Raw genomic sequence first — 20,866 nt, 5'->3', positions numbered from 1 at the left:
CAATCAGTACCTATCCGATCTATTTCCGTCACGATTTAGCGTTTTTTTTCCCGCGCTTACTGCATTAGTCGACCTTTTATCATCCAAACCTCAACGTCGCCCTTTGTTGAATAGCCATTCGTACTGGTCAAGGCGATAAGGGTCGAACCGGCAAGAACGCTCAGGCTATTCCATAATCCGGACTTCCCGGCAGGAAGGATAAAGGGGACACTTTTCTGACCAAAATTCCGCGCATTACGATCGCTAATAACGACTTTCATTTCAGCATTGCTCATCCGATTGATTCGGTTCTCGGTTCCCTGATACGAGAGTACCGTTTCTCCCGTTGGTAACTGTCGAAGGTAAGGCGCACCGGCGTAAAGTGTATCAGGGATCGGTTCAGACAGCGCATACCAGCGGTCAGGACTATTGCCGGTTACAAGTTGACGCCAGTTTTGTCCGATGGTCGAATGGATAAGGTAGGGTTTGAAATTACGGAAACCATTATCTTCAATAGCAAACACAATATCACGACCATTCCTGAGCAATAACGGCGCAGGCATACCATCCCGGCTACCCGCCCGAAAGCTAACAATCTGCGGGTTTTTCCGTCCAGCTCAATCCGTTGTCTGTTGAGCGGAGCAGCGAAATGTTTTGCTCATTGGAAGTCGGATAAATGCCTTCATTGGCGAAGAACAACTGAATCTCGCCAGTGGGTAGTTGAATGGCAGCGGGTTCCCAACAGCCATTCTTGAATTCAGAACCCGCTTCGTAGAGCAGCCGTTCATCCTGCCAGCTTTGGCCACCATCATAACTTTTTTTGGTTCGTATGCCGAACCGCCGGGATGGGTCAATTTGGTAAGGCCGGGGATTGTAGCATACTAAAATGGAATGATCGTTCAATTCCACTACGTCAGGAACAGCCATATTGATGCCATCTTGCCGGGGCGCTATGGGTATTGGTAATGACCAGCTATTCCCTGAATCTGTGCTTTTTACAGCCACTACGCTTCCACCTGCCTCATAGACTGTCAGCAGCGATTGATCGTGCAACTGAATCAGCCGGGCGTAACCACTGTACCGAACCGTAGAACCAGACGAAACCTTACGTAGAGTTTTTTGATCCCATATAATCTGACCTGTTTTTAACGCGAAAATAACGAACTCCTCAGCGGTATTGTCAGGCAGGCCGTACCCCAGCAGCATCAGAAACGAAATGGCTACCCAAAAACGCACCGCTATTTATTTACGGATGAGGGTTTTGGCTCGGGATTTCCGGCGGCAATTGGAATACCAAAATCCGGGCTACCATCTGGTTTCCAGGTAAACCGCTGTGCTCGTGGGGATCTATCTTTACAGGCCTTGTTCGCTTCGGTTTTGGCATGATATACAATCCAGTCCTCCTTGCCATCGGGCGATTTCGTGAAGCAGTTATGTCCGGGCCCAAACACGTTATTGGTTGTTGACTTGGCAAAAACGGGCTGGCTTGATTTCGTCCAGGAGGCTGGATCGAGCAAATCACTTGTTTCAGACGCTGTCAGCATACCTAGTGAGTAATTGTCGTCCCAACAGGCGCTGGCTGAGTAGACAATAAAAAGTTGCCCTCGTTTTCCCTTCAAAATTTCCGGTCCTTCGCAGATTTCCCGGCCATCATATTTTTCCCACGGTAAGGTGGGCCGGGCAATTTCTACTTGTTTGGTACTGATCGTCCAGGGATTAACCATCTCGGCGATGAACAGATTACTTTGCGGACCTACGTATCCTGAATACAAAAAATAGTGTTTGCCCTTATGCTCAAAAACCGATCCGTCGAGGCCGGTATAGGTCGTGTTAATCCTGCCTTTGTCGATCCAGTTTCCCAGCAATGGATTGGTCGATACGTTCTCCAGCACAAAAACGTATCGATTGTGGTCGCCGGGTTTCGCTTTGTCTGTTGCGGTATAGTACAGATACCATTTGCCATTCAGACTGTGCAGTTCGGGAGCCCAGATATCCTTCGAATTAGGCCCTGAAGCAGGCGGTGTCCAGACGATCTTTTTCTCAGACTGGGCTAAATCCGTAAAATCTTTGGTGCGCCAAAGCGTCAGATCACGGCCGGTTGTGTTGGTGTAATAGTAATAGCCGTCCTTAAAAACAACCCATGGATCGGCTCCGGCGGCTAATAGCGGATTCGTAAACGTTTGCCCTTGGGGGAGATTCTGCCCAGATATATTCGCGGATAAGCAGAGCAGTATGGTAACGATAATAGCCGTTGTCGTAAGGCGGATAGCGTTCATACCGGGAGAAGATTTTTACTTAAATAACTTACCCATTTTTGTCGGCCATCTTTTCTACTTATCTATGCAGGAAAGGGCTTAATGCCATCTCTGATTTACCCATGAATCGATTTCTCTGTTTTAACTTTCTGAGCGTTCTCCTGTTCGTTGCGTCTGTGCAGGCTCAACAAACGCCTAAAATTAAAGTCCTGCTGCTGGGTACGTTCCACTTTGGCGAAACCAGCGACAAGGGCAAAATAGCTTTCGACGACTTATTTTCAGCGAAGCGTCAGCAGGAGTTGCAACAATTGACAAACGTACTGGCGCGACTTAAGCCCGATAAAATTTTCGTTGAAAACGAACCCGATCGGCAAGCGCACTGGGATAGTGTTTACACGCAGTATCGACAGGGGAAGCTCGATACAACGACCATACGTAACGAAATTTTCCAGGTCGCGCTACGTACGGCGCGTAAAGCAGGGTTATCACGTGTGATCTGCGTTGACCATCATCAGCCGCTTCCGTATGACAAACTCGAAGCGTTTGAGAAGCGGACCAGTAAAGATTCTCTCGCGTTGCGGAAGATGGCTACCTATAAACTCCTGAGTGCGCCATACCCCTATCCGAAGAAAACCAAAACGTTAGCCGGTTCTTCGCTCAGAGACTACCTTCTTTGCGTTAATTCAGCGGACTATGACGCGGGCAATCGAGCCGATTATTTTGTGTACGCGCCTTCGTCCGGCTACGATAACGACTATACCGGGGTTGAGTTCATCACGAGCTGGTACGATCGTAACGCAAAGATTTTGACGAACATTTTGCGGAGTGCCGAACCGACCGATACATTCCACATCGTCTTGTTTGGCTCGTCACACATGCTACCCTTGCGGCATTATTTTCAGATGCATCCTTATTTCGACGTGGTTGAACTCGCCGACGTATTGAAATGAAATCCAGGTACCCGCTTTTGATACGTCTTCGAAAAGCAAAACGTACCCACAACAGTCTAACAGACGGCTTTGGGTACGTTTTCAGCAAAAATGAAGGACCTAAACGGATTCTCCTGTTTACGGGAATTTGGGAAATTTACTGAAATCGGGTTTGCGCTTTTCCAGAAAGGCGTCTTTTCCTTCTTTGGCTTCTTCCGACAGGTAATAAAGCAACGTAGCGTCGCCTGCCAGTTGTTGAATGCCAGCCTGCCCGTCTAACTCCGCATTGAAGGAAGCTTTGAGCATACGTAGCGCAATCGGGCTTTTTTCGAGGATTTTCTGACACCAGGCAATGGTTACTTCTTCGAGCTGCTCAAGCGGCACTACTTTGTTGACCAAACCCATGTCCAGAGCTTCCTGCGCGTCGTACTGGTCACAGAGAAACCAGATTTCGCGGGCTTTTTTCTGTCCCACGACCCGAGCCAGATACGATGCCCCGAACCCACCATCGAACGAGCCAACCTTGGGACCGGTCTGTCCAAAACGAGCGTTTTCGGCTGCGATACTCAGGTCGCAGACAACGTGCAGTACGTGCCCCCCGCCGATCGCATACCCCGCAACCATCGCAATCACGGGTTTCGGAATCCGGCGAATCTGCATTTGCAGATCCAGTACATTCAAACGGGGCACTTTATCTTCGCCCACGTAACCGCCATGTCCGCGAATCGATTGATCACCACCTGAACAGAACGCTTCGCCACCTTCGCCGGTCAGGATAATAACGCCAACGCGCTCATCCTGACGAGCCAGTTCCATCGCTTCCGACATCTCCTTGACGGTCTGGGGTGTGAACGCGTTCCGCTTGTGAGGCCGGTTGATACTGATTTTAGCAATCCCGTTGTAATAGCTGAATAAAATTTCCTGGTATTCTTTAATGGGTTGCCAAGGGTAGTTGCTTTGCATGAATAATGATAGACCGGGTCGCCGGTGCGATTAGTGAATGATGGAATGAGTGAATAGTTCGCACTGTCTTATTCACTCATTCCATCATTCGCTCATTGAAAATTCAGTTTCGTGATAGTGTACGTCCCAGGTATGGTCGGCCATCATGCGGACGGTGGCGAGGCAGCGCTCGAACGGAAACTTGCGCCCCCATTCCGTTGGCCCAACCATAGACAGAAGATCCGTACCGTTTTTGCGTTGGTAAAAATGATAGGTATGACCAACGACTGGTTCGAAGCTCATATGAGCTGAATAGATCCGCTCCGATATTTCGACCCGGTTTCGGATGGCCGTAGCCTGCTCGGCCAGCAACTGCATTTGCTTATACAGTTGACTGAGCTGCATGTCGGTTTGTTCGCGCATGGCCGCCACGGCACGACCGGTAATTTTACCTTTGTCTTCGGGGCGAATAACTGCCCCTCCTGCCGTATGAGCGTATTCCAGTAAGCCCGGCGCTTCGGCGACTTTGTCCGGCGAAATTGGATTAATAAAAACTTTCGCTTCTTCCATAGTTATTCTTGGGTAACCGCCCGGTGAACATGTTTGTTCACTGTCGTTGAATGACAAAAAATGATGATATTTATACCGTGAAATCCGGTACACCGGCACAAAAATACGTTAAAAACCGCACTGAAAAGTCGCTTGACACCTTATGAAAACGGAAACAATCTCCCGACATGATTTTTTTCGACTGGTCGGCACCAGCGTTGGCGTGATTCTCTTATCGAACTCTTCCATGGGTTGCTCGAACCAAAGCGGTGGCGATCCGGAGCCGGTTGACCAAAACATTGACTTCACGCTTCGCCTGTCAGATCAGATAAACGAGAACTTACGCATTAAGGGTGGGTACATCGTGGCAAACAACATTATCATTGCGCAGACGAAAGATGGGCAATTTATTGCCGTATCGGCTACTTGTACGTGTGCAACTCAGGGAACGCTGTTAGCCTATAAACCGGCAGATAATCAATTCTATTGCCCGCAGCACCTCTCCCGGTATGACAGTGCTGGAAAAGTTATTGTGGGACCCGCTACGCAACCGCTGGTTAAATACCAGACCGGCACCGGCAAATCCGCTGATACACTACGTATCTACTTGTAGTGTTGGCAGAACAGTTTTTAGTAACCACAGAGCGGTCCGTCATTACGGCACAGAGATTTCAAAAATAGCTCTGTAATCTCCGTGGTTACTAAACCTTATTTTTTCGGGAGCTTGATGACCTCGGAGCCGGCCAGCAGATAAGCGCCCGTTCCGTAAACTTCCCAACTATCGGGGTTAAAGTTACGGCGCGGATCGGCGCCGATGGGTTGCACCCACCCTACCCGTCCTTCGGGTGAAACCAGCATGTTCAAGCCCGTCCAGGCTTTTCGTACGGCAGGCAAATAAGTTTTCTTGTCCAGAATACCCTGATTGATTCCCCAGGCCAGCGCGTAGCAATCAAAGCCCGAACCACTCCCTTCACCGCCTGGAAACGCGTCAGGATCGAGCAGACTCGACCGCCATAACCCATCGGCCTGTTGCAGCGAAAGCAGACGTTCACTCATCTGCTTGTATAGCGTTACGTACCAGTTACGTGAGGGATGATTTTTGGGTAATTCATTTAGCAGTTGCACAAGGCCGCCCATAACCCAGCCATTCCCCCGCGACCAGAAAATCTTTTTGCCGTTACCCTCCCGTTTTCCTTCCCCATTCGCATTCACCAGATACATAGCATCGCGGGCAAACAGGTGTTCCTCCTCATTGTATAAGAGCTTATAGGTTTGTTTAAAAAGCGAATCATTCAGGGCGTAATACGATGGATCGTTCAGGGTTTTCCCCAACTGACCCAGCACCGGCGGAGCCATGAACAGGGCATCGCACCACCACCACGTAATGCCGTGATTCTTTACTTCCCGACCCGGTACCCGGCTCATTTTCTGGACCGTATCGATGGTTGCCTGAATCATGCGCCGGTCTTTTTTCAGCCGGTACAGATTGATGTACGTTTGGCAGATGGCAATATCATCGGCATGGTCGTAGCGGGAGCCGGGTTGCCAGCCGGTACGTTCGCCCATAGCCATCAGCGAATCCAGAATCTCTTTTGATTTAGTGGTTTCGTATGCCGCAAATACACCCGAATAGAAAGCGCCATTGGTCCAATCGGTCGGTTTATGCTTCGGGTGTTTCAACTGCCAGTCCACCGTCTTTTTCATCATACTTTTGATGTAATCGGGTGAAAAAATAGGCGGATCGGCAGAAATAGCACCCGTCAGGAAGATAAAAAAACCACAGATTAGTAACAGGACACGTCGACGTAGCGTAGTCATAGCAGAACTCTTTTTCTCGATTTGTTTGTAGTTGGGTAAGTAGCCCCAATCGAAAATCTACCTGTTCAATCAAGGTCTAACGAAGCCTGAAATTTTGTCAGGAACGGATGGATTTTCCTTCTCATAAATACATTTTAACCAGCACCACCTTGTTTCTCGATCCTAGCACCCCTACAAACTGGCCTACTCCTCGAACGCCTTACGAAGCCGATACGTTGCGGTTTTGCCGGGCGTGGCTGAGCGGGCAAACCGAATTCACACTTCATACATCCGGCTCGACGGGTACGCCTAAACCCATTCAGCTCACGCGGGCGCAGATGCAGGCCAGCGCCCACCTGACCGGCCAGACACTCGGACTAGAGCCGGGCGACTGGGCCTTAGTTTGCCTGAACATCCACTACGTAGCGGGCGTCATGATGCTCGTACGCGGGCTGGAACTTGGTCTGCCGATGACCATCATTGAGCCAGCCGGAAACCCATTAGTCAATTTTACGCCGAACGAATCCCGCTTTGCGTTTACGGCCTTCGTGCCGCTGCAACTGCAAACCATTCTGGAGACAACGCCCGATAGACTTCCGAGTCTGAACCGAATGAAAGCCATTCTAATTGGAGGAGCGGCTACCAGTCCAGCGCTGGAACAGGCGTTACAAATCATCACATCGCCCGTTTACGCGACGTATGGCATGACTGAAACCGTTTCGCACATTGCGCTCCGCCGGTTAAACGGTTTGCAGAAAAGCGATTTGTTTACGGCCCTCGATGGGGTCACGCTCGGGGTCGACGAACGTAATTGCCTGCACGTTACGTCGGCGGCCACAAATTTTGAGCGTATCCAGACCAACGACGTTGTTACCCTTCCCGACCCACTCCATTTTCGCCTGCTGGGTCGCGCCGATCGAGTCATCAATAGCGGTGGCGTCAAGATTCAGCCCGAACTCGTTGAACAGATTATTCAGACCGAATTGCTTCAGCTTGTGCAGGAATCAAATGGAGTCGTACCCCGTCTGTTTGTCACGGGTTTGCCCGACGACCGATTGGGGCAACGGGTAGTGGTGGTGGTTGAGCAGCGGGCAGCGGGCAGTGGGCATGGGGTAAAGACGGACGTATTTGGTGGAGAGTGGCAAGCCATTCAGGAAGTGATTCGGGAGAAATTGGGCCCTTATTTTGTCCCGAAAGAACTGATTCCGATTGATACGTTCGTGGAGACAGCTACCGGTAAAGTAGATCAGAAAGCGACAATAGCCCGAATCCGCTAACTTTGGGACAGATTCGTTCCGTGTTTCACTTGTATGTCGTTCAAACGCCTTCAGATTCGCTTCCAGACAGCCCGGTCTTTGCCCGCGCCCTATTCTTATTTTTATACCCTGGCCGTCCAGCCAGTCGCCAACAATGCCTTACAGATCGACCTCGCCATTACGTATCCCGACCGCGACGACATTGACGATGACGAACTGATTGCGGAAGGCTACACCCGCGACGATGATTTCAGTTGGTCGGGCAAATTACCCAAAGCCTGGCTGGACACCGTAGCAAATCTGACGGCTAAAACCCGGCTACAACCACTCGAAGAAGATACGTTGGCCGAAGACGATGATTTCTGGGCCATGACAATCGAAGCTAACGGAAACACCAAACAGGGAAACCCCACCAATGCGGACGATTGGCAGTATCTGATTCAGGAGCTGATCCAGGCCGCCTACGAATCCATTGGCCGTGAGCGACCTTTCGAACTCACGTACCTGAATCTGAACCCCCAGCAGGAAGACTATGAAGTGCATTTGACCGCTTCGTTCGCCGAACGTTCGGTTAACGTATTGATTCGACAAAATCGGCGCGAACGGTCTCAAACGCTCCCCTGGTCCACTCTTCAGCAGTTGATGAGCCGGGTGTACGAACATGACTTCAGCCCCGACGATACGCAGCTTAAACGCCCGAAACGTGATGGGCGATGGCTGAACCTGGGTGGCGAGGAATGGTATGACGTGAGTAACTTACGCGCGTTAACAAAATTGTTTCAGGACTTATAACTTGCATTCCCTGGGCGACAAGCCAAAACGCACCGTTTCCTCACGTGATTGATTCAATAGGTACATGCAGAAATTGAACGATAGGTGGATGCGCATCATAGGCGTCCCTCTGCTGTCGCTGGCAGGGCAGTGGGCGATGTATGGCTATACAAACGCACCGTTTCCGAACGATTGGCGCATTCCCTTCTTTTTCGTGCTGGGCAGCGTAGTGGTCTGGGAAACCAATCGCTGGGGAATCATTCTTTCGCGCCGACGCTATCCAGAACTGGCCCAAACGCGGGAGCGGGTTTTGTACCAACTGGTCTGGTTCGTTGTCTTTTCCAGCGTCATTCGTATATCACAAACCCTTATTTATCAACTGATTGGTTTGTGGCAATCGGCTCAGATTTTTGAGTTCAAGCCGTATTTTTTCAATACCCTTGTCTCGGTTGTCGGCACGGTTCAGATCGCGGCTGTTTTCGAAGGATTTTATTTGTACCAGCGCTGGCGGGTGTCGTATAGTGAAACCCAAGAGCTAAAAAAAGTCAATCTGCAAAGCCAGCTCGATTCGCTGAAAACGCAGATCAACCCCCATTTTCTGTTCAACAACCTCAACTCCCTTTCCTCGCTGATTACCAGCGACGCCGAGCGTGCCGAACGCTTTCTGGACGAACTATCAGCCGTATATCGCTACCTGCTTCGGCAGAATACCCAGGATCTTTGCCCTTTGTCAGAGGAAATGCAGTTTATCAAAGCGTATTTTCATTTGCTCAAAACCCGGTTTGGGGAAGGAATTTCGCTCGAGATTGACGTCGAACCCCGTTATACCAAATTCCTGATTCCGCCCCTGACGCTTCAATTGCTGTTTGAAAACGCCATTAAGCATAACATCATTTCGGCAAATCGGCCGCTACGTATCCGACTTTACACGGATGAGGATATGCTTTACGTAGCGAATAATTTACAGAAGAAGAAGATCACCGTGGCCTCGAATCAGATTGGTTTGCAGAACATCATTATGAAATACAAACTGCTCGACTACTCGAACGTGGAGGTTTATTTTGATGAAAAAACGTTTCTGGTCGGCATACCATTAATTCCACCCAAAGTCGACGCCTTCACGTCATAGCCAGTCGGTCATTTTGCTTACTTCCTGCCTGCCAAATTTCTTGCCGGTTATTCAGTTGGACAGCCAGGAACACCTGAACGCGTATTCAATCTGCAATAAGCTTCACTGCTGCTTTTTCACTTTTCGGAAGCATGTATGAAACGCAAAACGGTTATTGACAAAATTCGGCATGAGGTCAACGTATTAACGGGGGGACGAAACCAAAGACGAGACGTATCCAGCGACAGGAAGCGTTTAGCCATCGAAAGAGAAATTATTTGACGTAACTCGCGGGGCTGACCGCTCAGGTTTTTCTGACCGGCTAGTTTTACCTTCTCGCTAAGCAGGCACTTCGTCAATCGAATTCGGTTCGGTCTGCGGCTGATTATTTCCCTGACGACGCACCCGAGACATTTCCGGATACGCTTTTAACCGGGCTCGCATAACGGAACCCAGCGAAAAGTTGTTTGGCACGAATCATCTTGCTGGCTACATCAGCAAACTTCGAAAGTTTGCGGCTCTGAAGCCTGGCTCCGTCAGTATAATGATGAGCAAAAAGAGGGGCAGAAAATTGGCTTTTATAGCCTGGGTTCTATAATCTCTGAGAATCCATCGACATACTGATGCGGGTTCTGGAGGATCAGCCCCCCTCTCCTACGTTCCCGAATGCTCTCATTTGGAGTGCAGAATCAGTTGTTAGATCGATTAACTAGTTCACTCGTTACTTATTGAGTAGTTGTGCGTTAGCGCTGAGCCAGCCACTACCAGCTGTCCTTAAGGCAATAAGGTAACAGTAGCCGGTTGTTAGTCCTGTTTAAAAATATAGGAGCAATCTTATTTGTATATATAATTTTCTTATATATTTTTGTTTCAAAATTACTACTAATGATCAATCAAATTCTATGGACTCAGCCAATCAGGAATTTTTACGGGGAACACTGAAAACGATTGTGCTCCAGTTGCTGGCTCAGCAAGGACGAATGTACGGTTACGAGATCACGCAGGCCGTTGAAGAACGTACCGGGGGCGAACTGACCCTCACGTTTGGCGCCCTCTACCCGGTGCTTCACAAGCTGGAAGCCGAAGGCTTACTGATTACGCAAAGCCAGGAGGTCGACGGGCGACTTCGTAAATATTATCGGCTTACTCCAACAGGAAGTGCGACAGCTATTCGGAAAGCCAGTGAATTTGAGCGGTTTATTCAATTGATGCAACTGCTCATCAGGCCTTCTCCGGATGTGGCCTTCGGGCAATAATTCATGACTCTTCTTCCTTCACTCATTCGCTCCTTCACGTATTTATGAACAAACTGTCTCGCGATCAACTCAACCACTTAGAGCAGCATATCCAGAAAACCAACCCGCATCAGGCGTTGCAGGCCGAACTGTTAGACCACATAGCGTCCCTGATTGAGCAGCGGATGGACCAGGGGCATCCTTTTCCCGTTGCTTTCGATCAGGTTATGCAGCGGGCAAATCCGCAGGTCCTGGCTCAATTGAAAGAACTCTATCTCCGGGAATTTAGCGTCAGGTTTTCATCCGCTACGTTGACGGTCTCTCGGGTTAGATTACGGTCCAAACGGCGTCCGGCGACCAGACCTTTTCAGTACATGCTGCTCTCCAGTATACTTACCTTTCTGCTATTGATGGGCTTCCTGATCATAGTCAGTCGGCCGCTGGCTGTACCAATAGGAGCATTCCAGACTGCCTGGGGAGCGGGACTAGCCGGATTGATGAGCGTATTCTTCGTTCGATGGTGGCTGTCTCGCAGTCGTCATAGACCGAAACGATTACTGACCGCCTGACTTCGGGTTTACCGACAGACCGGCTAATGTCCCTTCCAACCAAATCCCTTTTCCGATGCTTGTTCACTATCTAACGGTGGCTCGACGCCACTTGTGGCAAAATTGGCATGTCAATTTTATTAGCGTACTGGGTCTGGCAGTAGGGCTAACCAGCGGTCTGATCATTTTTTTAGTGGTCAACTATATGTTTAGCTTTGACCGCTATCATCCGCATCTGGATCGTACCTACTGGGTTGTTACTGACATCAGGCGTGAACGCATAATGGCGACCGATGCGGCCCCCCGCCCGTTAGCCGAGATACTTCGGCGCGACTATGCGTTTGTAGAAAGTGCGGTTCGATTAGAAACCTTCTTTGGTCGTACTCTTAGTGTCCCAAATGGTAAGGGTGGCTGGGTGAAAAAGTTCGCTGAAGCGCGTACCGTCTGCTTTACCGAGCCGCATTATTTCGAACTATTCGGCGTGGAATGGGTAAGTGGTAACCCCAAAACGGCGCTGGCGGCTCCTAATGCGATCGTGCTGAGTAAACGCTACGCCCAAAAATATTTCGACACAGAACCAGCTATGGGTCGAACAATACGGTTAGATAACCGAACCGACCTGACAGTTACTGGTATTGTGAACGATCCGCCAGCGAATACCCAGCTTCGCTACGACGCCTTTGTTTCTTACGCGACCATTCCGGTATTGGAAGGGCCGACTGCCTTAGCCGACTGGCAGGGTCTACAGGCCATGTGCTTCGTGCGGCTACGGGAAGGCACCGATCCGGATCTACTTAGCCAAAGCTTATCAACTATTCGGCGTACGTATCTATCTGCTCAGGAAGCCAAACAGTTCGATTACCAGGTTTTGCCACTGGCCGAACTCAATCACCAGCGTAGTGGTACAGCTCCGCGACCGGTCCTCTATGCCCTGATTGGTGTAGGGGTGCTCCTGGTGATGGCGGGTTGTATCAACTTTATTAATCTGGCGACGGCCCGGGCGCTCAAACGGGCTCGCGAAGTGGGTGTCCGCAAAGTGATGGGCAGTTCGCGATGGCAGTTGATTGGTCAGTTTATGCTGGAAACTGCTTTGCTGGTGATACTGGCTATGTTCGTCGCCCTTATGCTAACACAACTGAGCCTTCCTTTAGTCAATCAGACCCTGGCTGCGCACATTGAAATGCTACGTCCGAATCTATCCATTGGGGATGTGATTCAACACCGGGCAATGGGTTGGTTTCTGGGTCTGGCCATTGGCGTGATCGTCCTTTCGGGCCTATATCCAGCACTCATGCTGGCTCGTTTCAATCCGGCAACGGCGCTCGCGAACCAATCGTCAACACGGCTCGCAGGTAGCCTAACCGTTCGACAGGGACTTATTTGGAGTCAGTTTGTGCTAATGCACTTATTTGTTCTGAGCGTACTGGTCATTACGACGCAGCTTCAGCACATGCAACGAGCCGAATGGGGATTTCACTACGAATCGACTCGGGTCGTTTTCTTACCTCAACAGCAATCCATCCCCCTGACACACCTGCGTGAGCGGTGGCTGCAAGTACCGGGCGTTGAGCAGGTGACCTTTGGCAGCGATCTTCCCGCATCGCCCTACAACCACCCCAGTCCGTTCAGCTATCATACAACAACCCAGCCCGAACCCTTCGAAACCCGGGTGCGGGCGGTTGATGAACATTACCTGTCGGTTTTTGATTTATCGCTGGTGGCAGGTCGAAACGTCCGGTCTACTGATACAATCGGTCGCGACATATTGGTCAATGAAACGCTGGTGAAGCAATTAGGCGTTTCCTCACCGGCTGCGGTGGTGGGCAAACCCATGCGGGTAAAAGATGCCGACCGGGTGATTGTCGGCGTCGTGCGGGACTTTCGCAGCGGAGATTTACACCAGCCCATTTTACCGATAACGCTGATCCATGATCTCCCGCACAGCCGGGTAGCCATGCTGCGCCTGAATCCGACGCACTCCGATCAAACCCACCAAGCCATTCAGCAGGTCTGGGACAAGTTATTACCGGATCAGGTCTACCACGCTGAAAATCTAACTAATCTGATGCGAAGCTTTACGGAAACCGAGCGTTTACTGGCGGGCTTGGTCCAGGCATTTGCGCTGGTAGCCATTGGCCTGAGCTGCCTGGGTCTGTACGGGCTGGTTACGTTCCTGAGCGAGGCTAAAGCTAAAGAAATTGGCGTTCGTCGGGTATTGGGAGCCCGCACCGGGCAATTGCTTTGGCTGTTAGGCCGGGAATTTGGTAAATTGCTTGGCCTGGGCTTCCTTGTAGCAGCACCAGTTGGGGCATGGGTTTTATCCGATTGGTTACAACAGTATACGTACCGGATTTCGGTAAACGGCTGGCTACTGGCAGGAACTCTGATTCTGACTGGACTGATCACCGCCCTGACCGTCTTCCGGCAGGCACTAAAAGCCGCCAGAACTAATCCGATTCAGTACCTAAAAAGCGAGTAGTCTATTCCATGCGTATTCTCAAAGCTTGTTGATACGTAGCGTTCGTCCGTAGTCTCATTCACCTATCTCTTTTCCCTGCTCATGAAATTCCTGACCATTTGTTTGTTTCTCATACAACTGATCGCCAGTGCTCAATCCACTACGCGTGAGCGTTTAAAAGCGAGTCAGTCCGTTCCGTCGACTGTCGACATTCTGTGGGATTCCGCTGGAGTGCCCCACATCTATGGACAAACCCTGGAAGCGATGTATTATGGATTTGGCTACGCCCAGATGCAGAATCATGCGAACCTGCTCCTTCAGTTATATGGACAAGCTCGGGGTCGGGCAGCCGAGTACTGGGGTCCCCACTATCTGGACTCAGATAAGATCGTGACGTTGTTTGGCGTGCCCGGGCAGGCACAGAAGCAGTATACTCAGCAGCCAGCGGATTACAAGCTCTTCCTGGATAGCTTCGTCAGTGGTCTAAATGCCTACGCCAAAGCCCATCCGGAGGCCATTGGAGCCGAATTCAACCAAGTGCTGCCCATCACACCCCAGGACGTACTGGCCCACATCAGCCGGGTAATTTGTCTGGAATTTACTGGCGGATCAGAAGCCGGAGCGGCTCGTGTCATGCCACCCGGTTCGAATGCGTACGCCATTGCACCCACCCGGTCGGCTTCGAAAAAAGCACTGTTGATGGCGAATCCGCACCTACCCTGGGAAGGTTTTTTTCTATTTTTTGAAGCCCATCTGAACGGGCCCGATTTTATGGCCTACGGCGCTTCCTTAGTGGGTCAGCCGGTGCTCAACATTGCCTTCAATCAGCATCTGGGCTGGACCCACACGGTAAACACCATCGACGCGGCTGATCGCTACGCCCTAACGGTACAGGATGGAGGTTACGTACTGGACGGCGTTAAACAAGCCTTTGAGACGAAAGCCGTTACTCTTCAGGTTCGTCAGCCGGATGGGCAGCTCAAGCCCCAGCAGCTCACGTATCGGTATACCAGGCACGGGCCGGTGATGGAAACCAAAGATGGGAAGACCTACGCCTTTCGGTTTGCCGGGTTGACGAATCCCGCCATTGCGGCCCAGCATCATGCTATGGCCAAAGCCAAAAACCTGGCGGAGTTCGAAACGGCTCTCCAGCGAATGCAATTGCCCATGTTCAACGTCATTTATGCGGATGGAGCAGGTAATATTCTGTACCTGTTCAACGGCAACGTACCGATCCGCAGCGAAGGCGACTGGGCTTTCTGGCAAGGTGCCATTGACGGGTCGTCGGCAAAATACATCTGGACCCAAACGCATCCGTATCGGGACCTGCCGCGCGTGTTAAACCCACCCTCGGGTTTTGTCCAGAACGCCAATGACGCACCCTGGAGCTGTACGTATCCAGCCGTTTTAAACCCGAAGACATTTCCGGGTTACATGTCGCCGGCAGGTACATCCTTGCGGTTACGTCCCCAACGGTCGATCAATCTGGTTAAAGACGACCCGTCGATTAGTTTTGAGGAATTGGCGGGCTATAAACTGAATACGGGTCTGGAAGCGGCCGACCGTTTTCTGGATGATCTACTGGCTGCCGTTGAACATGATCCCGACACCCTCACGCAACAGGCGGCTTCGCTACTCAAGGCATGGGACAAGTCGACCAATCGAGACAGCAAAGGAGCCGTTTTATTTACGGCCTGGTTCGATCAGTTCAATCCCGGTATGGTCGCCGTAGGCTGGGACCCGCAACGCCCTGTCAGTACACCCGATGGCTTAAAGGACCCTAAAAAAGCCGTCGAATTACTACGTAGCGCAGCGGTACAGGTGCATCAGCGGTATGGTCGACTGGATATTACCTGGGGTGAAGTGAACCGATTTGGCCCAGTTGGACACGACTACCCAGCCAATGGAGGTTCTGAACAATACGGCATCTACCGAACCATTTATTTTGCGCCGGACCCCAAGCAACCGCAACGGAACCAGGCAGTCGCTGGCGATACGTACGTAGCGGTGACGGAATTTGGCGAGAAGGTGCGGGCGCAGGTTTCCCTAAGCTATGGTAACGCGAGCCAGCCTGGTCACAAGCACAACGGTGACAACTGGAAACGCATGTCTGATAAGCAACTACGAGAAGCTTTACTGGATAAGCCAGCGATTCTCCGTCAGCTGGAGAAAAAAGAAACGTTACCGTTCACCCCAAAACCGTAACCATCCCTTCAGCAGGCTTTCCTGATGTTATGACAGATGCTCGTATACCGAGCATTGTGTTTTCCGTAGCCAGCAAGCCCATTCCCTCATTTTTCGATCAACCCCACGGGTACTATATACACAAACTGGTTAGGATAAAGCTTGGTCAACGAAGGAAACCAAGCGCTTACTCCGAATACAATTTTTTCTGATTTACTCAACGAGAGGTGTTCGTCGGCTCACGAAGTGAAAAAGCGAATATCTCGTCTTTGGAGGGGGCATGGGGCTCCCTCTTTTTTTACGATCTCCTGGTATAAACACGAATAAAAATACTCTCTTGTTTTTGTATAGATTAAGTAGTTTACCATAGGATTATTGAGTACATTAGCGTTGGAAAAACTTTTTTCAACGCATGCTTCTTATCAACAATCACGAAACAATCCGCGCTAACTTCAAACGAGCGAAAGTACTAATCATTGAGGATAGTAATGATCACTGGATGCTGATTAAAAACGTGATGCAGCAATGCCTCCCTGAAGTCGTTCCCGTTCGTGTCGATACGCCAGACAAAGCGCTAATATTACTCCATTCCTGGACTACTCAGGAATGGGAAATACCGAAACTGATTTTACAGGATTTGTACTTACCAGACCGGGCAGACGGTTGGTATTTGCTGGATCAGATCAAGGCTATGCCATCGCCCTGTAACCGCATCCCAGTCGTCGTGCTGAGTTCATCGAATGCCCGCAAGGATATTGAAGAAGCTTATCGACGCGGGAGTTCTTCCTATCTCGTAAAGCCTACTAATTATGAGGGGTGGCATGCGTTTTTCCAGGAGTTACGGGCTTATTGGTGGGAAACGGTTACCTTACCTCCCATTCAGTTTTCCTTATGATTGTCCCCTTCGGGTAACCCATCATTTTTCATTCACCAGATCCTGGCAAGGCAACGGTACGTAACCAGAACTGACAAACGCGCTCGATGATGTTTGCAAACAACATATATCCATCGGGCATCGATATCACTGAATTGGCTTGATGCTTATACCCATCGGTAACCGATTGATCTGTCGGGCTTACCAACAACACAACGGGTATAGCTCCCAATTGGGGGTCTTCCTTCAAACGCTGAACAGTGTTCATTCGCTCCAGCGTATCCGTTCGGGCATCTAAAATGAGTAAACTCGGATAATTCGGTTGAGGTAACTGTTTGAGCATATCAGGCAGGTGATTGCTGTGTAAGATCGTATGAACCTGATACGCCGGCCATTTCTTTTCAATAGCGTGTTTACTCAATAAGGCATTTTGTTCGTCTTCCGTACTAACAATAATCGACAGTGCCTTTTCTTCTTCCTGCTGGGCAATTAGCAACGGCGGGGCTACGTTCACTTTTTCTGAAGCTACCTCAGCCTCCTGCTTTTTCGGTCCAAGTCGGTCCTGTAGAAATTCAGCCACCTGTTGCCACCGTCGGCGACTGACCGGAAACACCTCGCCACTATCTAACCGGATCTCACCAGCCATTTTCTGGCGAGGGGGCTGATGCAAACTCTTTACGTAAGACGGGTTGATCAGGATGGTTTTATGAACCCGAATAAAATCAGGCAGCTTCGTTTCCAGATAGCTGATCGGTTTGGCTAGCAGTCGCTTTTCGCCGTTCCGAAAGTAAAGCCAGCTGTAGTTGTTGGCCCCCGAAAAGTAAGCAATCAGTTCTGGGTGTTGCAGAGCCGGTTTTATTACGCTCATGTTCGATAAGGTGGGAATGTAAACAGAACAGGGAGCTCCTCAACCCTGTTCTACTGATTTATCGGTTATAGATGCTTATCCGTTGAGATTCCGTTGCCTTAGTCACGAGTAAACGTAAATTACTCACTATAACAAGTCTATGGACAGATTCACTTCGGTAAACGAGGGATTAACCTGAGCTTGGTGGGTATGGTTGCTCAGCACGATCAGGAAGGGGGGGTTCTGCTCAAATTGTGAGGTAATGGACCGTTAAACTAAAAAAAACCGTCAGGAGCGAGAAACAACCATTCAGACTCAGTCCTTCAGGTTTGTCAAACGTGGTAAACTAAAGAACTAAAACCGCCATCTCTGATCACCAGATGGCGGCTGCTCGCCTTTCAGTATGTTGAATCTATGTGACCCAGCCAATACCGTTTGGGCAGGTTGACCGGTTCATCAAAACAGTGAGGTATTGACTCCTGTAAAATGAGATTTACGGCTGCTAGCGGGCAGCTTCGGCTATTTCAATCTTTTTTTAATTAACAATTCCAACGCCAACGTACTTATCCATCTATCCGACAGCGATCAACGTCGGTTCAGAACGTTATGGCAAAAACAGGAGCAGATTTATTGATTGAACGCCTGATTGAGTGGGGCGTTGACACCATTTTCGGTCTACCCGGCGATGGTATTAATGGTCTTTTTGAATCACTACGTACCCACCAGGACCAGATTCGCTTTGTTCAGGTACGGCATGAAGAATCCGCAGCATTCATGGCGGCCGGATACGCCAAATTTACCGGCAAACTAGGTGTCTGTATGGCGACATCCGGTTGTGGTGGTTTTCACTTAATGAACGGGCTTTACGACGCGAAATATGACGGTCAACCCGTTCTCGCCATCACCGGACACACTTTCCACGACATTAGTGGCTCGCTTTATCAACAGGATGCCGATTTAGTAAAAGTATTTATGGATCTGGCCGCGTACAACGAGCGGATCATGGGTCCAGACCACGTAGTGAATGTTGTTGACCAGGCCATCCGCACGGCCCTCGGGCAACGTACTGTTTCACATATATCCTTTCCGAAAGACCTTCAGGACTGGACGGCCGGCGATGATACGCGCTCGATGCCAAACATCCCAAACCACACGAGCGTATTGAAAGTCAGCACCGAAATTTCGCCTTCGCTGGCGCAGTTGCAACGGGCCGCCGACGTCATTAATGCGGGCGAAAAAGTAGCGATCCTGGCTGGTCGGGGTTGTTTGGATGCGCGCGATGAGGTCACTCAGCTGGCCGATCTGGTTGCGGGGCCGATTATCAAAGCGCTTTTGGGTAAAGCCGTTGTGCCCGACGATAGTCCTTATACAACGGGGGGGATTGGCTTGTTGGGAACCGCCCCTTCGCAGGATGCAATCGAAGAGTGCGATACACTGATCATGATCGGTACGCATTTTCCGTATACGGAATATTTTCCCAAACCGGGAAAGGTACGTACGGTGCAGATTGACCTTGATCCCACGCATATCGGCCTGCGGACTCCGGTAGAAATTGGCCTGATTGGCGATAGTAAAACTGTATTAACGGGACTTCTACCACTAATTAAACCCAAACAGGATCGCAGTTTTCTGGAAAAAGCCCAGGAGCGAATGAATTTCTGGCGTGAGCTGATGACAACGCGGGGAACGCAGACCGACATCCCCATGAAGCCTCAGGTAATTCCGCACCTGATCAGTCCATTGCTGGACTCCAACGCCATCATTACGTGCGACTGTGGGAACAATACAACCTGGGCGGCACGCCATATCCAGCTACGGGACGAGATGCAGTTTTCGACATCCGGTCTGCTGGCAACCATGGGCTCTGGTCTACCCTACGCTATTTCGGCATCGATCGCGTTCCCCAATCGGCAGGTGGTAGCTCTGGTTGGTGATGGTGGCTTTACGATGCTGATGGGCGAAATCGCTACGGCTGTTAAGTACAAGCTTCCCATTAAGGTGTTTATCTTCCACAATAATTCCTATGGCCAGATCAAATGGGAGCAGATCGTTATGGAAGGTAATCCGGAGTTTGGCGTTGAGCTTCAACCAATTGACTTTGCGGCTTATGCACGAGCCTGCGGAGCGACTGGCTTTACGATTGACGATCCCAAGGATGCCCCCGACGTGATTCGGAAGGCGCTGGCTCACGACGGTCCCGTGATTGTCGATGCCATCGTGGATCAGAATGAGCCCCCGATGCCGGGAAAAATCACGACGAATCAGGCGATGGAATTTGCCAAATCGCTCGTTCGCGGTGAAGAAGATCGGTATGAGATCATTAAAAACGTGATCAAGAGCCAGGTTGAAGAGGCTGTGGCAACAAAAGGGCGAAGCCTGCTAACCCTGATACCAGGCATCGGCAAATAATCACAACCCCATTGGACTGCCGAAGCGAAGCCAGTCCGATGGGATTAATCAATTTTTCTTTGCCTGTTACTTATCTGCTCCAATTCCCAAACCTCCGTCGAAACCATCCCTCCTACCTGCTGCTGCTGTTTCTGACGAACAAGACCCGCTTCGGCCAGCGATTGCTGCCAATTGGCCAGTTGTTGTGCTTCGATGCCGGCCGTGATCCCAAAAAAACGAATCATAGTCCATAGCAATGCTTTTTGCCACCAGATGTGGGGCTGCACAAAATCGGTAACGAGCCACAGACCATTTGGTTTTAAGGCGTTATGTAGCTGGGGAATAAAGTGGGATCGTAACGTTTGCTCGGTGAAGAGATCCAGTACAAAAGGCGTCAGGATGGCGTCGAAGTGTTCCTCTGGCTTTAAGTCTGTTTCATCACCTACCCGAAAGTCTACCGAACCCAGCACCGCCCGCCTGATCATTCGTCGACTGGCCCGTGCGACCATCTTCGCGGAGGCTTCAAGATAGACAACCCGCTTTGGCTTACGGCGTTCCAACACCTGTTCGAGGAGCCAGCCAGTTCCCCCGCCAACAATCAGCACCACAGCATTGGCCGGTATCTGATTCAGCCAAACGACTTGTGCCTGCTGTAACCGTCGGCCAAAGACAACGAATGCAAGTGTATCATACAGGGGAGCAATGCCATTGAAATTTCCACCTACATTCACGTTGTCTTTCATGAT

The 20,866-nt window shown here is 50.3% G+C and carries 21 protein-coding genes; 12 read left to right on the top strand and 9 right to left on the bottom strand.

The features are described from left to right. Positions 1–56 precede the first annotated feature (56 nt). The 3 genes from IC230_RS15695 to IC230_RS15685 are packed head-to-tail and all read right to left on the bottom strand — an operon-like array spanning position 57 to position 2,255. Positions 57–542 carry a hypothetical protein gene (locus IC230_RS15695; protein WP_191039986.1) on the bottom strand — a complete coding sequence of 162 codons (486 nt, stop codon included), beginning with the start codon at positions 540–542 and terminating at the stop codon, positions 57–59. Between the two features lie 25 nt (positions 543–567). Continuing rightward, on the bottom strand, positions 568–1,215 hold the full coding sequence (locus tag IC230_RS34650) for a sialidase family protein (RefSeq protein ID WP_191039985.1): 648 nt from the start codon (positions 1,213–1,215) through the stop codon (positions 568–570). Positions 1,216–1,217: 2 nt separating this feature from the next. Continuing rightward, the gene (locus IC230_RS15685) at positions 1,218–2,255 is read right to left on the bottom strand and encodes a glycoside hydrolase family 43 protein (protein WP_191039984.1); all 1,038 of its coding nucleotides are present in this window, start codon (positions 2,253–2,255) and stop codon (positions 1,218–1,220) included. Between the two features lie 101 nt (positions 2,256–2,356). On the opposite strand from IC230_RS15685, the gene IC230_RS15680 reads away from it, so the two are divergent. After that, positions 2,357–3,184 carry a DUF5694 domain-containing protein gene (locus IC230_RS15680; RefSeq protein ID WP_191039983.1) on the top strand — a complete coding sequence of 276 codons (828 nt, stop codon included), beginning with the start codon at positions 2,357–2,359 and terminating at the stop codon, positions 3,182–3,184. A gap of 117 nt (positions 3,185–3,301) precedes the next feature. On the opposite strand, the gene menB is transcribed toward IC230_RS15680, so the two are convergent. Both menB and IC230_RS15670 read right to left on the bottom strand, forming a co-directional pair. Continuing rightward, positions 3,302–4,126, bottom strand: coding sequence for a 1,4-dihydroxy-2-naphthoyl-CoA synthase (gene menB, locus IC230_RS15675; protein ID WP_191039982.1), 825 nt, complete (start codon positions 4,124–4,126; stop codon positions 3,302–3,304). 84 nt (positions 4,127–4,210) lie between these two features. Beyond that, positions 4,211–4,675, bottom strand: coding sequence for a DUF2452 domain-containing protein (locus IC230_RS15670; RefSeq protein WP_191039981.1), 465 nt, complete (start codon positions 4,673–4,675; stop codon positions 4,211–4,213). Positions 4,676–4,817: 142 nt separating this feature from the next. Between IC230_RS15670 and IC230_RS15665 the strand changes: the two genes are divergently transcribed. After that, a complete protein-coding gene (locus tag IC230_RS15665) occupies positions 4,818–5,267 on the top strand; it encodes a QcrA and Rieske domain-containing protein (RefSeq protein WP_191039980.1) in 450 nt (149 codons plus the stop codon). 95 nt (positions 5,268–5,362) lie between these two features. Here IC230_RS15665 and IC230_RS15660 read toward each other — a convergent pair whose 3' ends face one another. After that, entirely contained in the window at positions 5,363–6,472 is a 1,110-nt protein-coding gene (locus IC230_RS15660) for a glycoside hydrolase family 88/105 protein (protein ID WP_191039979.1), read from the bottom strand. A gap of 149 nt (positions 6,473–6,621) precedes the next feature. Between IC230_RS15660 and IC230_RS15655 the strand changes: the two genes are divergently transcribed. The 4 genes from IC230_RS15655 to IC230_RS34495 all read left to right on the top strand — a co-directional run bounded on the left by IC230_RS15655 (position 6,622) and on the right by IC230_RS34495 (position 9,868). Next, a complete protein-coding gene (locus IC230_RS15655) occupies positions 6,622–7,728 on the top strand; it encodes an AMP-binding protein (protein ID WP_394355491.1) in 1,107 nt (368 codons plus the stop codon). Between the two features lie 33 nt (positions 7,729–7,761). Next, positions 7,762–8,499 (top strand): hypothetical protein, encoded by a 738-nt coding sequence (locus IC230_RS15650; RefSeq protein WP_191039977.1) that lies wholly within the window; start codon positions 7,762–7,764, stop codon positions 8,497–8,499. 64 nt (positions 8,500–8,563) lie between these two features. Continuing rightward, complete coding sequence (locus IC230_RS15645) at positions 8,564–9,607, top strand: sensor histidine kinase (RefSeq protein WP_191039976.1); 1,044 nt, start codon at positions 8,564–8,566, stop codon at positions 9,605–9,607. 135 nt (positions 9,608–9,742) lie between these two features. Beyond that, positions 9,743–9,868 (top strand): hypothetical protein, encoded by a 126-nt coding sequence (locus tag IC230_RS34495; protein ID WP_262893167.1) that lies wholly within the window; start codon positions 9,743–9,745, stop codon positions 9,866–9,868. A 57-nt stretch (positions 9,869–9,925) separates the two neighbouring features. Here the strand turns inward: IC230_RS34495 and IC230_RS34490 are convergent, their stop codons facing one another. Then, the gene (locus IC230_RS34490) at positions 9,926–10,060 is read right to left on the bottom strand and encodes a hypothetical protein (RefSeq protein ID WP_262893166.1); all 135 of its coding nucleotides are present in this window, start codon (positions 10,058–10,060) and stop codon (positions 9,926–9,928) included. A 428-nt stretch (positions 10,061–10,488) separates the two neighbouring features. On the opposite strand from IC230_RS34490, the gene IC230_RS15640 reads away from it, so the two are divergent. The 5 genes from IC230_RS15640 to IC230_RS15620 all read left to right on the top strand — a co-directional run bounded on the left by IC230_RS15640 (position 10,489) and on the right by IC230_RS15620 (position 16,906). Next, the gene (locus IC230_RS15640; RefSeq protein WP_191039975.1) at positions 10,489–10,842 is read left to right on the top strand and encodes a PadR family transcriptional regulator; all 354 of its coding nucleotides are present in this window, start codon (positions 10,489–10,491) and stop codon (positions 10,840–10,842) included. A 44-nt stretch (positions 10,843–10,886) separates the two neighbouring features. Further along, positions 10,887–11,390, top strand: a complete 504-nt coding sequence (locus IC230_RS15635) for a hypothetical protein (RefSeq protein ID WP_191039974.1) — start codon at positions 10,887–10,889, stop codon at positions 11,388–11,390. A gap of 55 nt (positions 11,391–11,445) precedes the next feature. After that, positions 11,446–13,848 carry an ABC transporter permease gene (locus IC230_RS15630; RefSeq protein ID WP_191039973.1) on the top strand — a complete coding sequence of 801 codons (2,403 nt, stop codon included), beginning with the start codon at positions 11,446–11,448 and terminating at the stop codon, positions 13,846–13,848. Positions 13,849–13,929: 81 nt separating this feature from the next. Beyond that, complete coding sequence (locus IC230_RS15625; RefSeq protein WP_191039972.1) at positions 13,930–16,032, top strand: acylase; 2,103 nt, start codon at positions 13,930–13,932, stop codon at positions 16,030–16,032. A 391-nt stretch (positions 16,033–16,423) separates the two neighbouring features. Further along, positions 16,424–16,906, top strand: coding sequence for a response regulator (locus IC230_RS15620; protein ID WP_191039971.1), 483 nt, complete (start codon positions 16,424–16,426; stop codon positions 16,904–16,906). Between the two features lie 28 nt (positions 16,907–16,934). Here IC230_RS15620 and IC230_RS15615 read toward each other — a convergent pair whose 3' ends face one another. Next, complete coding sequence (locus tag IC230_RS15615) at positions 16,935–17,753, bottom strand: response regulator transcription factor (RefSeq protein WP_191039970.1); 819 nt, start codon at positions 17,751–17,753, stop codon at positions 16,935–16,937. A 585-nt stretch (positions 17,754–18,338) separates the two neighbouring features. On the opposite strand from IC230_RS15615, the gene IC230_RS15610 reads away from it, so the two are divergent. Continuing rightward, positions 18,339–20,141 (top strand): thiamine pyrophosphate-dependent enzyme, encoded by a 1,803-nt coding sequence (locus IC230_RS15610; protein WP_191039969.1) that lies wholly within the window; start codon positions 18,339–18,341, stop codon positions 20,139–20,141. A 44-nt stretch (positions 20,142–20,185) separates the two neighbouring features. On the opposite strand, the gene IC230_RS15605 is transcribed toward IC230_RS15610, so the two are convergent. Next, positions 20,186–20,863 carry a class I SAM-dependent methyltransferase gene (locus IC230_RS15605; protein WP_191039968.1) on the bottom strand — a complete coding sequence of 226 codons (678 nt, stop codon included), beginning with the start codon at positions 20,861–20,863 and terminating at the stop codon, positions 20,186–20,188. Positions 20,864–20,866: the final 3 nt, after the last annotated feature.

The sequence above is a fragment of the Spirosoma validum genome, from assembly GCF_014699035.1.
Taxonomy (GTDB): Bacteria; Bacteroidota; Bacteroidia; order Cytophagales; family Spirosomataceae; genus Spirosoma; species Spirosoma validum.
This window is presented reverse-complemented; position numbering and strand designations above follow the sequence as displayed.